Annotated in this window: 18 protein-coding genes; 5 read left to right on the top strand and 13 right to left on the bottom strand. The window is 64.4% G+C overall.

Annotation, left to right across the window (positions count from 1 at the left end):
- Positions 1–27: 27 nt before the first annotated feature.
- Positions 28–642 (top strand): 30S ribosomal protein S4, encoded by a 615-nt coding sequence (gene rpsD, locus V2I30_RS05585; protein ID WP_330661090.1) that lies wholly within the window; start codon positions 28–30, stop codon positions 640–642.
- Positions 643–807: 165 nt separating this feature from the next.
- On the opposite strand, the gene V2I30_RS05580 is transcribed toward rpsD, so the two are convergent.
- From V2I30_RS05580 to V2I30_RS05535, 10 genes are all read right to left on the bottom strand, one after another.
- Complete coding sequence (locus V2I30_RS05580) at positions 808–1,110, bottom strand: chorismate mutase (protein ID WP_330661089.1); 303 nt, start codon at positions 1,108–1,110, stop codon at positions 808–810.
- A gap of 3 nt (positions 1,111–1,113) precedes the next feature.
- A complete protein-coding gene (gene tgt / locus V2I30_RS05575; RefSeq protein WP_330661088.1) occupies positions 1,114–2,241 on the bottom strand; it encodes a tRNA guanosine(34) transglycosylase Tgt in 1,128 nt (375 codons plus the stop codon).
- 120 nt (positions 2,242–2,361) lie between these two features.
- Positions 2,362–2,895, bottom strand: a complete 534-nt coding sequence (locus V2I30_RS05570; RefSeq protein ID WP_330661087.1) for an outer membrane beta-barrel protein — start codon at positions 2,893–2,895, stop codon at positions 2,362–2,364.
- 150 nt (positions 2,896–3,045) lie between these two features.
- Complete coding sequence (locus V2I30_RS05565) at positions 3,046–3,813, bottom strand: ABC transporter permease (RefSeq protein ID WP_330661086.1); 768 nt, start codon at positions 3,811–3,813, stop codon at positions 3,046–3,048.
- The gene (locus V2I30_RS05560; protein ID WP_330661085.1) at positions 3,813–4,763 is read right to left on the bottom strand and encodes an ABC transporter ATP-binding protein; all 951 of its coding nucleotides are present in this window, start codon (positions 4,761–4,763) and stop codon (positions 3,813–3,815) included. The genes V2I30_RS05565 and V2I30_RS05560 overlap by 1 nt, the downstream gene beginning before the upstream one ends.
- A gap of 12 nt (positions 4,764–4,775) precedes the next feature.
- Positions 4,776–5,813 carry a tRNA preQ1(34) S-adenosylmethionine ribosyltransferase-isomerase QueA gene (queA, locus tag V2I30_RS05555; protein ID WP_330661084.1) on the bottom strand — a complete coding sequence of 346 codons (1,038 nt, stop codon included), beginning with the start codon at positions 5,811–5,813 and terminating at the stop codon, positions 4,776–4,778.
- 165 nt (positions 5,814–5,978) lie between these two features.
- A complete protein-coding gene (locus V2I30_RS05550; protein WP_330661083.1) occupies positions 5,979–6,677 on the bottom strand; it encodes a peptidylprolyl isomerase in 699 nt (232 codons plus the stop codon).
- 89 nt (positions 6,678–6,766) lie between these two features.
- Positions 6,767–7,279 (bottom strand): pantetheine-phosphate adenylyltransferase, encoded by a 513-nt coding sequence (coaD, locus tag V2I30_RS05545; RefSeq protein ID WP_330661082.1) that lies wholly within the window; start codon positions 7,277–7,279, stop codon positions 6,767–6,769.
- Positions 7,276–8,190: a polyprenyl synthetase family protein gene (locus V2I30_RS05540; protein ID WP_330661081.1), complete on the bottom strand. Its 915-nt coding sequence runs from the start codon at positions 8,188–8,190 to the stop codon at positions 7,276–7,278. Before V2I30_RS05540 ends, coaD begins: the two co-directional genes overlap by 4 nt.
- Before the next feature lies 1 nt (position 8,191).
- Positions 8,192–8,473, bottom strand: coding sequence for an exodeoxyribonuclease VII small subunit (locus V2I30_RS05535; RefSeq protein ID WP_330661080.1), 282 nt, complete (start codon positions 8,471–8,473; stop codon positions 8,192–8,194).
- Between the two features lie 134 nt (positions 8,474–8,607).
- Here V2I30_RS05535 and V2I30_RS05530 point away from each other — a divergent pair, with 134 nt between their 5' ends.
- From V2I30_RS05530 to V2I30_RS05520, 3 genes are all read left to right on the top strand, one after another.
- A complete protein-coding gene (locus V2I30_RS05530) occupies positions 8,608–9,282 on the top strand; it encodes a hypothetical protein (protein ID WP_330661079.1) in 675 nt (224 codons plus the stop codon).
- Positions 9,283–9,298: 16 nt separating this feature from the next.
- Positions 9,299–11,566, top strand: coding sequence for a phosphoribosylformylglycinamidine synthase subunit PurL (gene purL / locus V2I30_RS05525; RefSeq protein ID WP_330661078.1), 2,268 nt, complete (start codon positions 9,299–9,301; stop codon positions 11,564–11,566).
- 101 nt (positions 11,567–11,667) lie between these two features.
- Positions 11,668–11,994 (top strand): DUF6122 family protein, encoded by a 327-nt coding sequence (locus V2I30_RS05520; RefSeq protein ID WP_330661077.1) that lies wholly within the window; start codon positions 11,668–11,670, stop codon positions 11,992–11,994.
- On the opposite strand, the gene V2I30_RS05515 is transcribed toward V2I30_RS05520, so the two are convergent.
- Positions 11,991–12,785 carry a Coq4 family protein gene (locus V2I30_RS05515; protein ID WP_330661076.1) on the bottom strand — a complete coding sequence of 265 codons (795 nt, stop codon included), beginning with the start codon at positions 12,783–12,785 and terminating at the stop codon, positions 11,991–11,993. The two genes, V2I30_RS05520 and V2I30_RS05515, sit on opposite strands and share 4 nt — an antisense overlap.
- Positions 12,786–12,875: 90 nt before the next feature.
- On the opposite strand from V2I30_RS05515, the gene V2I30_RS05510 reads away from it, so the two are divergent.
- Entirely contained in the window at positions 12,876–13,562 is a 687-nt protein-coding gene (locus V2I30_RS05510; protein ID WP_330661075.1) for a nitroreductase family protein, read from the top strand.
- On the opposite strand, the gene V2I30_RS05505 is transcribed toward V2I30_RS05510, so the two are convergent.
- Together V2I30_RS05505 and V2I30_RS05500 are read right to left on the bottom strand one after the other, a co-directional pair.
- Complete coding sequence (locus V2I30_RS05505) at positions 13,559–14,410, bottom strand: class I SAM-dependent methyltransferase (protein ID WP_330661074.1); 852 nt, start codon at positions 14,408–14,410, stop codon at positions 13,559–13,561. The genes V2I30_RS05510 and V2I30_RS05505 overlap by 4 nt on opposite strands.
- Before the next feature lie 92 nt (positions 14,411–14,502).
- A complete protein-coding gene (locus V2I30_RS05500) occupies positions 14,503–15,336 on the bottom strand; it encodes a Coq4 family protein (RefSeq protein WP_330661073.1) in 834 nt (277 codons plus the stop codon).
- Positions 15,337–15,381: the final 45 nt, after the last annotated feature.

Here is a 15,381-nt window from a genome sequence, read left to right as displayed (position 1 = left end):
TTGAAAACACAGCAGATTGGACAAGCAATGAGCAAGCGTCACAGCGCCAAATACAAACTCGATCGCCGCATGGGCGAAAACATCTGGGGTCGCCCCAACAGCCCCGTCAACAAGCGTTCCTACGGCCCCGGCCAGCACGGTCAGCGTCGCAAGAGCAAGATGAGCGACTTCGGCCTGCAGCTGCGGGCAAAGCAGAAGCTCAAGGGCTATTACGGCGACGTCACCGAGAAGCAGTTCCGCTCGACCTACAAGGATGCGACGCGGATGAAGGGTGACACCGGTCAGAACCTGATTGGTCTGCTCGAGCGCCGTCTGGACATGATCGTCTACCGCGCCAAGTTTGCGCCGACGATCTTCGCCGCGCGCCAGATCGTCAACCACGGCCACATCTATGTGAACGGCGTGAAGTGCAACATCCCCTCGCGCCGCTGCGACGTGGGCGATGTCATCAGCCTGGGCAAAAAGGCGCAGGAAATGGCGCTCGTCATCGAAGCGCAGAGCCTGCCCGAGCGTGAAATTCCCGATTACGTCGCGCCCGACGGCAACGACAAGGTGAGCTTCACCCGCGTGCCGAAGCTCGACGAAGTGCCCTATCCGGTCACGATGGAACCGAACCTCGTGGTCGAGTTCTATTCGCGTTAAATCGCGAGAGTATCGAAGATACGAAAGGGCGGCTCCCGACGGGGCCGCCCTTTTTGTTTCTTCAGCTTCGGAGACCCACCCCACTGCGACTAACGAGCAAGCTCGTAAGTCTCGTTGCCCCTCCCTTTACGGAGGGGTTGGCGTGGGTGTTCGTGCGATCGCCGACTATTTCCTAATCCGGTCCCACTCCTCGAATTCATAAGCGATGGAGCCCTCGACAAGACGCTCCCAAATGTCGCCGATGACCTCTCCCGGCAGTCCGCGCGCTCGCGCATCCTCGACCGCGGCAGCGATCACATAGGCCTTGCGTGCCTCGTCGCGCACCGCCTCGCGCGTGTCCTTGATACGGGCGGCGGCGCGCATATAGCCGAAACGCCGCTCGAGCAGCGCGACAAGCTCGCGATCGGTCGCATCGACGCCTACACGCACCTCGCGCATATCTGCGCAGTCCTCGGGCATTTTCGGCATCGTTCAACTTCCAAAATAATGGCGCCGAAAGTCCGCGGCGAACTCGGCAAAACGCCCATTCGCAATGGCATCGCGCATGGCTTGCATCAAGGCCTGGTAGAAAGCGAGATTGTGCTCGGTCACGAGCATGGCGCCGAGGATCTCGCCCGATTTGTGCAAGTGGTGGAGATAGGCCTTCGAATAGTGGTGCGAGGCCGCGCAATCGGAGGTCGCATCGAGCGGTTCGGCGTCTTCGGCAAACTTCGCATTGCGCAGATTGATCGGCCCGTTCCAGGTGAAGGCTTGTCCATTGCGACCCGAACGGGTCGGGAGCACACAGTCGAACATATCGATGCCGCGCTCGACCGCGCCGACCAGATCGTCGGGCTTGCCGACCCCCATGAGATAGCGCGGGCGATCCTCGGGCAGCATGGCGGGTGCATAGTCGAGGACGCCGAACATTGCCTCCTGCCCCTCCCCCACGGCAAGACCGCCCACTGCATAACCGTCGAAGCCGATATCGATGAGTTTGTCCGCGCTGATCCGGCGCAGGTCTTCGTCGAGGGCGCCCTGCTGAATGCCGAACAGAGCGGCGCGGGAAGCGTGCTCCTCGCCGCTGTCGAAGCCCTCGCGGCTGCGCTTGGCCCAACGCATCGACAGCTCCATCGAGGCGGCGATCTCGTCGCGCGGGCGATCGGCGCGCGGGCATTCGTCGAAGGCCATGACGATGTCGGAGCCAAGCAGGCGCTGGATTTCCATCGAGCGTTCAGGGGTCAGCATGTGTTTCGAACCGTCGATATGGCTGCGAAACTCGACGCCTTCCTCGGTCAGCTTGCGCAGATCGGAAAGGCTCATCACCTGGTAGCCGCCGCTATCGGTCAGGATCGGGCGATCCCAGCGCATGAAGGAATGCAATCCGCCAAGCCGCGCGACCCGCTCCGCTCCGGGGCGAAGCATCAGGTGATAGGTGTTGCCGAGGATGATGTCGGCGCCGGTCGCGCGCACATCCTGCGGCTTCATCGCCTTGACCGTCGCCGCGGTGCCGACCGGCATGAAAGCCGGCGTCCGTATTTCGCCGCGCTGCATGCGGATCGTGCCAGTGCGCGCGGCGCCGTCGGTCGCAGCAAGGGTGAAGGAGAAGCGGGAGGACATGAGGCCCGCGCCGCTTAACCCGCGTGGACGCGCCTGTCACCTCGCGTAGTGTCCGCGTGAAACAGAAAAGGGCGCCGGGTGCGACATGCAACCGGCGCCCCTCTCGTCGTCTCGCAGCGGTTAGAAAGCGAGAATGATGCCGGTCGTCGCGCGGGTCGTGTCGAAGCTCACCGTGTCGATCGCTGCGCGCAGCCGGATGGGGCCGTCGCCAACGCCGAAGTCGACGCCTGCACCGAGCAGAAAATCACCATCGGACAAGTCGAACGTGTCGGGCACCGTGATTGGCGCGAAGGCGGAGGCGTCGAGCTCGATCTCCTGGTAGCCGGCGCGCAGATAAAGCTTGCTGTTGCGCCCTACGCGCGCACCGAGGCGGGCAGCAACGCCATATTCCTCGTCGATGATGCCGTCGCCGAAATGGAAGTTCGCCTCGCCGCCGACGAACAGGGTGGGACCGAGCGGCACATCGACGCCGGCGACGGCGCCGTAGACCCCCCCATCGTCGTCATCGAGGTCCGAGCCGAGGTCGTGGATTCCGATCGAAGCTCCGACAAAGGGTTCGGCCTCGATCGCATCGTTCTGGGCGAAAACAGCACCTGGAAGGGCGAGTGCGCCCATACCGACCAGTGTCATGATAGTGCGAACGGGGAAATGCATGATTGAGCTCCTGTCTTGTTCGGAATCGAACAACGACGCGTTTCGCGCCGGTACTCTTGCGCGCAGATGAACATTCGTAACCTAAGATCCGCGGTATCGACGAACGGCGAAGCAGCGGCGATGAGCGGGGTTTGAAGCGTCGCGGAGGGGCTACTCGCGCAGACGCCATCCCGTCCTGAAGATGAAGGCGATGACCCCGACGCACAGCGCGAGAAAGCCCAGCGTCAGGCCTAGCGAGAGCCAGATCGAGACGTCCGACGTGCCGTAGAACGTCCAGCGCAGCCCGCTGACGAGAAACGCGATGGGGTTGGCATAGGCGATGGTCGACCAGATGCCGGGCAGGTCGTCGATCGAATAAAAGGTGCCGCCGAGGAAAGTCAGCGGAGTCAAAAACAGGACCGGGATGATGCCCAGCTTCTCGAAACTGTCGGCCCAGATGCCCAAGATGAACCCGAACAGCGAGAAACTCGCCGCGACCAGCATGATATAGCCCACCGCGGCCAACGGATGGCGAATCTCGTAATCGACGAACAGGGTCGCGGTCGCCAGGATGATCGCGGCCAGGATCAGCCCCTTGGTCGCCGCCGCCCCGACGAAGCCGATCAGCGTCTCGGCCACTCCCACGGGCGCCGAGAGCAGCTCGTAAATCGTGCCGGTGAAGCGCGGCATGTAGATGCCGAAGGAGGAATTGCTGGTCGTTTCGCCGAGCAGGGTAAGCATCAGCAGGCCGGGAATGATGAAGGCGCCGTAGGGGACGCCGTCGACCGGCTCCATGCGCCCGCCGATGACAGTGCCGAAGACGACGAAATAGAGCGATGTGGTGAGCACCGGCGCGAGGATCGACTGGAACGCGGTGCGCATCGCGCGCATCAGTTCGCGCTTGTAGATCGACCAGGTGCCCCGAGCGTTGAACGCCATCAGCTGGCCTCCTCCACTTCGCCCGAACTGACGAGATCGACGAAGATGTCTTCGAGCGAACTGTCGCGCATTTCGATCGCGTCGTAATCGATGCCGGCGGCGTTCAGTAGCTTGGTCAGCCGGGCGACCTCGGCGCTGCCGCTGCCTGTGCCGTCGCCGCCGCGATAGGTCAGTTGGCTGCCATCCTCGTTCAGCGCGACGGGCAGGTCGGCAACCGCGTCGGGCAATGCGGCCAGCGGCTGGGCCAGGGTGAGGACGGCTTCGGTCGTGCCCATGCGCTGCATCATTGCCGCCTTGTCGTCGACCATCAGGATGCGCCCGTCGCGAATGATGCCGACCCGGTCCGCCATCAGCTCGGCCTCCTCGATGTAGTGCGTCGTCAGGATGATCGTGGTGCCGCGCTCGCGCAGGGCCTCGACCTGTTCCCACATGCCCTTGCGCAGCTCCACATCGACCCCCGCGGTCGGTTCGTCGAGGAACAGGAGGTCGGGCTCGTGCGCCAGCGCCTTGGCGATCAGCACGCGGCGCTTCATTCCGCCCGACAATTCGCGGATCTGGCTGTCCCGCTTGTCCCACAGGCTGAGCGAGCGCAGGACCTGCTCGATCCGCGCCTTGTCCGGGGGATGGCCGAAGAGCCCGCGCGAATAGGAAACAGCGCGGCGCACGGTTTCGAACATGTCGGTGCTGAGTTCCTGCGGCACCAGCCCGATCCGCGCCCGTGCGGCCCGCCAGTCGCGCGCAAGATCGTGGCCGAAGGCATGGATGGTGCCCCCGCTCGGTTTCACCAGCCCGCAGACCGCGCCGATCAGCGTCGTCTTGCCCGCCCCGTTGGGCCCGAGCAGCGCGAAGATCTCGCCGCGCTCGATGTCGAGATCGACCGCGTCGAGCGCGCGCACCCCGCCGGGATAGACCTTGGTCAGGCCGCGGATGGAGAGGACGGGCTCGGGCATGGTCTTCGCGCGCTAGGGCAGCAGCAGCGAGGAGTCACCATAGGAATAGAAGCGATAGTCGTTCTCGATCGCATGCGCATAGGCCGCCATCATCCGCTCGCGGCCCATCAGCGCGCTGACCAGCATCATCAGCGTCGACTTGGGAAGGTGGAAATTGGTCATCAGCCCATCGACCGCGCGAAAGCGATAGCCGGGGGTGATGAAGATGTCGGTGTCGCCGGCGAAGGGGTGGATCTGCCCGTCCTCTCCCGCGGCGCTTTCGAGGAGGCGCAGCGATGTCGTGCCGACCGCGACGATCCGTCCGCCGGCCGCGCGCGCCGCGTTCAGGCGTTCGGCGGTGCCCGCTTCGATCCGGCCGAATTCGGAGTGCATCGCGTGGTCCGCCGTGTCCTCGGCCTTGACCGGCAAGAACGTCCCCGCGCCAACATGCAGCGTCAGCATCTCGCGCCCGATCCCCGCATCGTCGAGCGCCGCGACGAGGCGATCGGTGAAGTGCAGGCTGGCGGTGGGCGCGGCAACGGCCCCGTCCTCCCTGGCGAACATGGTCTGGTAGTCGGCGAGATCCTGTTCGTCGACGCCGCGTGCGCGCGCGATATAGGGCGGCAGCGGCATGGTGCCGGCGCGGTCGAGCAGCACCTCGACCGGCTCGTCGCCTTCGAAGAACAGGGTGATCGAGCCGTCGCCATGCCGCGCTTCGGCGATCGCGGTGACGCCGCCGCCGAAGATCAGCTGATCGTCTTGGCGCACCCGCTTGGCGTTGCGGACGAAAGCCTGCCAGCGGCGCAAGTCGATCCGCTTGTGCAGAGTCGCGCCGATCCGTGCTTCGCCGCCCACGCGCCGGCCTTCAAGCTGCGCCGGCAGGACGCGGGTGTCATTGAAGACGAGGGTATCGCCGGGTTCGAGTAGATCGGGCAGATCGGCGACCCCGCGATCCTCGAACGCCCCATCGCCCCCGCGCACCACCAGCATACGCGCCGCATCGCGCGGACGCACGGGTCGCAGCGCGATACGGTCTTGCGGAAGGTCGAAATCGAACAGGTCGACTTTCATGAAAAGTCGATCCGATCATCCTGAGCTTGTCGAAGGGCGCGCATCTGCGGCGCTTAGACCTTTAGCGCCATAAGGTCATCCCCGCTAACGCGGGGACCCAGGGCGGACCCGTGCGCACGCTATCCTGGGTTCCCGCGTTCGCAGGAATGACAGGTGTGAGCCGATCTACTGCTGTTCGAGCGGCGCGTTGAGCGCGTCGGCGGTCACTTCGGGCTGCACCTGCGGTGGCGCAGCGACGGGCGGCGCGCGGTTGTCGCTGGCGAGCGAGGCCTGCAAGATACGCGTCGGGTTCTGCGGCGGCTCACCGCGATTGATCGCATCGACCGCATCCATATTCTCGATCACCCGACCGAAATTGGTGTAGCGCTTGTCCAGGCTGAAGCGCGGGTAGAAGACGATGAAGAACTGGCTGTTCGCGCTGTCCTCGTCATTGGCGCGTGCCATCGACACGGTGCCGCGCACATGCGGCATCGGGTTGAACTCTTCGGCAAGGTCGGGAAGCTCGCTGCCGCCCTGCCCCGTCCCGGTCGGATCGCCGCCCTGCGCCATGAAGCCGTCGATCACGCGGTGGAAGATCACGCCGTCGTAAAAGCCCTGCCGGGTCAGCGTCTTGATCCGTTCGACATGGGTCGGCGCCCATTCGTCCATCAGCCGGATCTTCACGCGCTCGCCATTGGAGAGGTCGAGCACCCAGATATCGTCGGGCTCGACGCTTTGGTCGAAGCTGACCGGGGGATAGGAGCGCGTGTCGGCGCGCGCGGCCTCGGCCTCCTCGTCGGTGATCGTGTCCTGCGCGATTGCGGGCGCGGCGCAAAGCGCCAGAGCGCCCAGCGCGGCGAGCGAAAGTTTCGTCGAAGGTGTCATCAATCCGTCCAAGTCCGTTAGCGGGGGCTGGTAACGCCCGTCGGCTGACACTGCAATGAATGAGAGTTCCCGAGTCCCCAGCGTGGGCGTCACAAATCGCCCTTGCGCCCGATCGTCTCGACGCGCGCATTCACTTCCTCGCGCACCTCGGGGCTGACGAAGGGGGCGATATCGCCGCCATAAAGCGCGATCTCCTTAACCAGCTTGGAGGCGATCGGCTGCAGCGAGACGTCTGCCATCAGGAACACCGTCTCGATATCGTCGTCGAGCTGCTGGTTCATGCCTGCCATCTGATATTCGTACTCGAAGTCGGCGACCGCGCGCAGGCCCCGGATCAGCACATTAGCCCCCTGCGCCTGCGCGAATTTGACCAGTAATGCGTTGAACCCGACCACCTCGACATTGGAGAGACCCATATTAGCGACCTCGCGCGTCACCATGTCGAAGCGTTCCTCGTTGGTGAACATCGGATTCTTGGAAGGGTTGGTGGTGACGCCCAGGATCAGCCTATCGACCAGCTTGGACCCGCGCCGGATAATGTCTGCATGGCCGAGCGTGATGGGATCGAACGTGCCCGGATAGATGCCGATGCGCGGGTTCACCGGTCCCGCTCCACGATAAATCGCGCCAGTGCGCGCAGCGTGTCCGCCTCGCGTCCGTGGCTTCCCAGATGCGCGATTGCCTGGTCGATCAGCGCGCGGGCCTGTTCGCGGGCCTTGTCCGCGCCCATCAGTGTGACAAAGGTCTGCTTGCCCTGCCCCGCGTCCTTGCGCAGCGCCTTGCCAGCCTTGCCCTCGTCGCCCGACACGTCGAGCAGGTCGTCCGCGATCTGGAAGGCGAGGCCGATGTCGCGGGCATAGGCGCGCAGATGCGAGCGGCCCTCAGGCGGGATGTGGCCGAGGATCGCGCCCATCTCCACGCTGGCGGCGAGCAGCGCGCCGGTCTTCAATTGCTGCAACCGGGTGACCGCCGAGAGGTCGTATTCGACCCCCTCCTCGTCGGCCACCATGTCCATCATCTGGCCCCCGGCCATGCCGTTCATGCCGCTCGCCTGACCCAGCGTCTGGATCAGCTCGCTGCGGGTGAAGGGATCGGGGCTCGTTTCGGGATCGGCAAGGATCTCGAAGGCGAGCGCATGCAGCGCGTCGCCAGCAAGCACGGCGGTCGCCTCGTCGTAGGTCTTGTGCAAGGTCGCCTTTCCATGGCGGAGATCGTCGTCGTCCATGCAGGGAAGATCGTCGTGGATCAGCGAATAGCAGTGGATTGCCTCCACCGCGGTGCCGGCGCGCAGGGCGGCGTCGCGGTCCACCCCGAACATCTCCGCCGTGCTCACCAGCAGCAACGGGCGCACCCGCTTGCCGCCGCCAATCGCGGCATAGCGCATCGCCTCGATCAGGCGCGCGCGGGTGTCGCCTGGCACGGGCAGAAAGGCGTCGAACACCGAATCCACATCGCGCTGCACCCGCGCGAGAGCATCGCCCAGGACGTCGCCGTCGATCCCGACCACATTCATCTCAGCTCGGCCCGCCGGCAGGCTCGTCGAAGGGCGCCGTTCCAGCCGGGCGTCCGTCCGCACCGGCGACGATCTTCTCGATCCGTGCCTGCGCGTTGTCGAGCCGTTTCTGACAGGCGGCGCGCAGCTTCTCGCCGCGCTCGTAAAGGTCGATCGACTGGTCGAGCGGCACGTCGCCGCGCTCGAGCTTCGCGACGACCTCTTCGAGCGCCTTCAATGCCTCTTCGAAGGACATCTCCTCGATCGGGCGCTGGCTCGCGTCGGAACCGTGTGTTTCATCCATGCGCGCGAGCATTGGCGCGGCGCACCGGCGCGGTCAAGGCCGCGCGCCCGGCCCAAGCAGCCTCGCAATCACCCTTGCAACTGGCGCCGCTTTGCGCTTGAGGTCGCGGCCAAAGAATACGGGGGCGCCTTCACATGTTCATCGGTCATTTCGCACCGGCTTTCGTCGCGGCCGCGGCCTATTCCAAGGGGCCCAGGCTCGGCACCTATTTCGTCGCCGCGCAGCTGGTCGACTGGGGCTTTTTCGCGCTGGCTATGCTGGGGATAGAGCGGCTGCGCGTCGAACCCGGCGCGACCGCGATGGTGCCGCTCGACCTCTATCACATGCCTTACACCCACTCGCTCGCCGGGACAGCGGCCTGGGCCTTCGCTTTCGCGCTGGTCGTCATCGTTTGGCACCGCGACGCACTTGCCGGGATCATTTCCGCCTTCGTGGTCGCATCGCACTGGCTGCTCGATTGGGTGACCCATCGTCCCGATCTGACGATCGCAGGAGGCGAGGTGAAGATGGGGCTCGGCCTGTGGAACCATCCCGAATTTGCGATGCCGCTGGAGATCGGGCTGATCCTCGCTGGCTTCTTCTTCTACATGAGCCGTTCGCGCGGACCGATCGCGCAGCCGGTGATCCTGCTGGTCGCGCTGCTCTCTCTGCAGGCGGTCAACTGGTTCGGCCCGCACCCGCAGGAGGCGGGGCTTGGCCTCTACCTACAGGCGCTGGCCGCGTTTGCGCTTCTGACGCTGCTCGCGGCATGGACGGCGCAAAATCGCTATTTCGTCGGTCGCGGCGGCTTGGCCTCGGACGGGCTCTAGCCTATGCGCTGCGCGCATGAGCGCATCTGCCCCCTCCATCACGCCCGAAATCGTCGAACAGCACGGCCTGAGCCGCCAAGAATATGACCGCGTCCTGGCCGCGCTCGGGCGCGAGCCGAACCTTGTCGAGCTCGGCATCTTCTCGGTCATGTGGTCGGAGCATTGCTCTTATAAATCTTCCCGCCTGCACTTAAAGAAATTGCCGACCGAGGCGCCGTGGGTGATCTGCGGTCCGGGCGAGAATGCGGGCGTGATCGATATCGGGGATGGGCCAGAAGGACAGAAACTGGCGGCGATCTTCAAGATGGAGAGCCACAACCACCCCTCCTACATCGAGCCTTATCAGGGCGCGGCAACCGGGGTTGGCGGCATCCTGCGCGATGTCTTCACCATGGGCGCGCGGCCCGTGGCGAACATGAACGCGCTGCGTTTCGGTCGGCCCGATCATCCGAAGATGAAGCATCTGGTCCAGGGCGTGGTCGCGGGGATCGGGGGATACGGCAATTGCGTCGGCGTTCCGACTGTGGGCGGCGAGACCAATTTCCACCCGGCCTATGACGGCAACATCCTAGTCAATGCGATGACCATGGGCATCGCGGACGCGGACAAGATTTTCTACAGCGCCGCCACCGGCGTCGGCAATCCGATCGTCTATGTCGGCTCGAAGACCGGGCGCGACGGCATTCACGGTGCGACCATGGCGAGCGCCGATTTCGAGGAAGACGCCGAGGCGAAGCGTCCGACGGTGCAGGTGGGCGACCCATTCACCGAGAAATTGCTGATCGAAGCATGCCTCGAACTGATGGCGACCGATGCGATCGTCGCGATCCAGGACATGGGCGCTGCCGGCCTCACCTCCTCCAGCGTCGAAATGGCGACCAACGGGAAGGCCGGTATCCGGCTCGACATGGACAAGGTGCCCTGCCGCGAAGAGGGCATGACGCCCTACGAAATGATGCTGAGCGAAAGCCAGGAGCGCATGCTCATGGTGCTGAAACCCGGCAAGGAGGCAATGGCCGCGGCAATCTTCGAGAAATGGGAGCTCGATTTCGCGGTCATCGGCGAAGTCACCGATACGCAGCATATGGTGCTCGAATGGCAGGGCGAGGTCGTGTGCGACATTCCGCTAGGGCCTCTCGCCGCCGATGCGCCTGAATATGATCGGCCCTACCTCTCGAGGGAAGAATACGCCGAGTGGGCTGGCATCAAGGCGGTCGAAAACGCGCCCGAATGCGCCGATCCCGGCGCGGACCTCCTCAAGCTGCTCGCCTCGCCCAACCTTTCCTCCCGCGCATGGATCGCCGGGCAATATGACAGCCAGGTCATGGCCGACACGCTCCAGACCGGCGGCGATGCGGCAGTGGTGCGCGTGCATGGCACGCATAAGGCGCTCGCGATCAGCACCGATTGCACGCCGCGCTATGTCTATGCCGACCCCTATGAGGGCGGGAAGCAGGCGATTGCGGAGGCATATCGCAACCTCTGCGCGGTGGGCGCGCGCCCGCTGGCGGTCACCAACTGCCTCAACTTCGCCAACCCGCAACGCCCGGAGATCATGAGCCAGTTCGTCCACGCATTGGAGGGCATGGGCGATGCCTGCCGCGCACTCGATTTCCCGATCGTGAGCGGCAATGTTTCGCTGTATAATGAGAGCAAGGCGACTGGCGGCGGAAGCGCGATCCTACCCACGCCCGCGATCGGTGGCGTTGGCATCATCGAAGACGCTGCGAAAATGATCACCAGCGCCTTCAAGGCGGAAGGCGACGCGATCTACATGATCGCCCCCGAATTCTGGGCCCGCCCCGACCCGACGCGCTCGCATCTCGGCAAATCGCGCTGGCTGATCGACGTGCATGGCCGCGACGAGGGCCGCGCGCCGCCCGTCAATCTCGAAGCCGAACGCGGTGCAGGCCAGATCATCCGCCGGTTGATCGACGAAGGGCTGCTTTCCGCCGTTCACGACATCTCCGATGGCGGGCTCGCAGTCGCACTTGCCGAAATGGCGCTATCTGGCGGGATCGGTGCGGAAGTTCACGCGCACGAGGCCTACACCTCCGCGCAATGGTGGTTCGGCGAGGATCAGGCGCGCTACGTGCTCACCGTCAGCGCCGAAAATCACGAGGCCTTCAATCGCATCGTGGCCGAGGGGCCGGAAGTGCCGGAGGCCGAGATGGTCGGTTTCCATCGCATCGGCACCGTGGGCGGCGATAGCCTGCTGGGCGCCGCGCTCGCCGATCTGCGCGAGGCGCACGAGAGCTTCTTCCGCGATTGGATGGAGAGTTGATCGGCCCCCTTGGTCATTCCCGCAAACGCGGGAACCCAGCGACGGGCCAGAGAAACCTTCGCCGTGGGTCCCCGCGTTCGCGGGGATGACGGTTGGGGCTATTGGAAACTCTCCAACCGATCCTCCATTATGGCGGGCACTGGCTTGCCCCCTTCGGCATCGCCGCCATCCTCTGGCGCGCGCGGTGGTGGCAGGCGGGCTTCGTCATGATCGCCGCCAACGCCATCGATCTCGACCACCTCCTCGCCGATCCGATTTTCGATCCGAACCGCTGCTCGATCGGCTTCCACCTGCTTCACGGCTGGGAAGCCGCCCTCGCCTATGGCGCACTGCTCCTGATCCCGCGCTGGTGGGCCCGCGCCTTCGGGGCGGGCGCTCTGTGGCACCTCGCGGTGGACGCCGGCGACTGCGCTATGATGGCGCTTTAAGCCGCCGCCGCGCCACCGCTCAGCGTCAGGTCCTCGCGCTCGGTCCCCTCCCTCTCGAGGATGCGCAGGCAGGCGCGGTAGACGCTGGGCTTGCCGATATTCAGTCGTTTGCGCGCCGCGTCGATATCTTCGCTCATCAGCGCCTCGATATCCTGATGCGCGAGCTTCTGCGCAGCTTTGCCGAGCCGCTGTCCCTCGCGGATCGCGGAGAAAAGCGGCGCCTTGGTGCGCGTGACCTTCTTGATCTGCCGCGCGCCGGCATAGGCGATGAAGAGGACGCCGTGATTGTGGTTCTGCGCGTAGGAGAAACCCAGCAGGCTCGCCTCGCCCAGCGCATCGCGGCCATAGCCGGTCAGGACGTGAAACAGATCGTGCGTGTCGCGCAAGCGATCGTAATACCACTGCAGGAGGTCCTGCGGCAGCGCTTCGGGCGGGGCCCAATTGTGGCTTTCCGCGACCAGCCCCGAGGCGCTCAGCCCCTCGCGCTTCATGAAGGCCATGTAGTGCTTGCCGACCGAATTATCGGGAAGATCCGCCCAGCGATCGTGATCATCGAGCATGGCGGGGATGTCGACGCCTTCCTGAAGGAACCGCTGGCCTTCGCTCGACCGGATGAATTTTTCGCCCTGACGAAAGCTCTTCCGGCCCTTGGTCGCCTCGATGATGTGGAAGACCTGTTCGGTGTCCTCCTTGTCCTCGACCAATTTGGAGAAGTGCTGCAGCACCTTGCGCGGCTGAAATCCCGAGATTTCTCGATCCGCGGCGACGATGGGGAGAGATTGCAAGCTCATCGATTCCTCGCTGTGACAGCCCTTACTTACATCGTTGTCAGTTATATGTCCACTTCCCTTAGCGTGTCCGAGCGCGGATAGATGGCGCGCATGCAAGATCACGACACCGTCCCCTATTCACTCGAAAACCTGCCACACGAAGAGAGCATCACACGAGCGCGCGCAATGCGCGATCGGCTCAAGGAAAGGAGGACCTGCCAGTATTTTTCCAATGAAGCGGTTCCAAGCGAAGTCATCGAAGCGGCCATCGAAGCCGCAGGCACCGCTCCAAACGGCGCCAATCATCAGCCGTGGCATTTCGCGGTGGTCTCCTCGCCTGCGAAGAAATGCGCGATCAGGAAAGCGGCGGAGGCAGAGGAGCGACGGTTCTATGGGCAAGACGGCGCCGATCCCAAGGCGAGCGAGGAATGGCTCGGGGCGCTCAAGGATCTGGGAACCGATGCGGACAAGCCATTCCTCGAAACCGCGCCCTATCTCATCGTCGTCTTCGCGCAGCGTAAGGGCGGCATCGAGGAGGACGGGAAGACGCAGAACTACTATGTCAATGAAAGCGTCGGCATCGCCTGCGGGATGCTGATCGCGACCCTGCACGAGGCGGGGCTCGCGACGCTGACGCATACGCCCTCGCCCATGGGGTTCCTGCGCGAAGCATGCGAGCGGCCAGAATGGGAGAAGCCGCTGATGATCGTTGTGGTGGGCCACCCAAGCGCGGATGCGACGGTGCCCGCCCACGCGCTGAAAAAGAAGCCGCTGAGCCAGATCGCGAGCTGGCTCTAGGCCGCCGCCGTCTCTCGCGGAAACAGCTTGTCGAACGCGGCGGACGGATGCGGATACTGAAACGCGTTCGCCGCCATCGACAGAACCATGCCTTCGGGCATTCCGGGACGGAAATAATGGCCGGCAAAGCGATCGGGCGAGGTGCGGCTGTCCTGCGCCTCGTAGACCTTGCCGATCGGGGCGAAAGTCATGCCCGTGCCGAAAACCGCCGCCAGCGCCATGTCGACGAATATCATTCGGTCATGCGGCCCGCGCAAATGCGTGTCCTGGACGATGATCGAATGCAGCTGATCGCGCACGAAGCTGAGCGCGGTGAGATCGTGGACCACCTGATCGAACATATGCGATCCATCGTGATGCACCAGCGCGCGCCCGGACCCACGCGGCAACATCACCTCGCGGACATAAGCGGGAAGATCGCCGTGGAACAGCCGCACGCGTCCCGCCGCTTCGGGAAAGCTGCGCCGGATCCGCTCATGCGTGAATTGCAAGTGCTCGGCGCTGATATCGACGAGGTCGAGGTCGAAATCGAAGCTCCCGCTGCATCCTGCAAGCATGACCGATGCGCCACCCATGAAGGTGCCGACTTCGATCACCCGGTCGTATTCGCCGTTGAGATCGCGCAAGCTGCGAACGAGGTCGAAATAATAGTCGATCGAGCATTGGTCCTCGCAGACGAGATCATCCACGGCCAGGCGTTCGATCAAGCGGTCGAAGATGCGAAACTGCCCGTGAAAGCGCTGGGCCTCGCGGATCGCGCGGTAGCCCGAACGGATCGGAATGCCGAGCGCCTCGTGCAAATCTTCGGCGCCCTCGAGCGCCCGGTCCGGTTCGATGAAATGACCCATGTCCCGCTAATCTCCTCCCGCGCCGGAATGGCGGGCAGGCAATGCGATGATCGTGGTATCCAATCCCCTGCGAGGGCCCCTGCAAAGACTACCTAGGCGGCCGCCGGTTCGCCGCCGGGCTTCTCGCTCGCCAGCAGGTCGTAGGGATCGAGCCCCTCCTCCCGCCAAATGCGGTGGCATTCGCGATAAAGCGTGGGCTCCGGAATGTTGAGCGCGCTGCGCACGCGGTCGAGCGGCTGTTTCAGCAGCTCGCGGATCGGCTGTTCGATCAGCTTGGGCGCGCCCCGGCCGATGCGCTTGGCCTGGCGGACAGCGCCGATCACCGGAGCCTTCGAGCCCCAGACCATTTTCCTGATATTCGCCGCGCCCGCATAGCCGATCAGCAGATGGCCCTGCGTCGGCGACTGGCCATGGGTGAAAAGCAGCACGCACTGCTCGCCCAGCGCATCGCGGCCGTAGCCGGTTAGGACGTGGAACAGGTCATGCGTGTCGCGCGAGCGATCGCCGAACCACTGGACGAGATCGGGATATTTGGGCCGCCCGAGCTTCTCCGCCTCCGCCACCAGGCCCGCCGCGGTTAACCCTTCGCTTTCCATGAAATCGCAATAGGCATGCGCAAGGCTGCCCTCGGGCGTCCGGCGCAGCGCGGCGTGATCGTCGAGAATGTCGGGCAGGTTCGGCTCGGTCCGGCGCAGGTAGTCACCGTGCTCGGACAAAGTCAGCGCTTCGACCCGAGGCATGAAGTTCTTCGACGGCAGCGATTCGTAGATCTTGAAGACCAGCGAGGTGTCTTCCTTGTCCTTCATCAACAGCCGGAAATTCTTCACAGCGCGCGGCAGCGAATAGCGGGGCGCAGGGCGATCGGGATGGCGCAGGACGGTGCCGTCGCGGGCGAAGCGGTCGGAAAAGGCGGGGATGTCGGTCATGATTTGCCTCTGGCACGCATTACTTACATTAATGTAAATAGCAGC

The sequence above is a fragment of the Erythrobacter sp. genome (assembly GCF_036351135.1).
In the GTDB taxonomy this organism is placed as follows: Bacteria; Pseudomonadota; Alphaproteobacteria; order Sphingomonadales; family Sphingomonadaceae; genus Erythrobacter.
The sequence above is the reverse complement of the archived record's forward strand: the minus strand, read 5'-3'. Positions and strand labels throughout refer to the sequence as shown.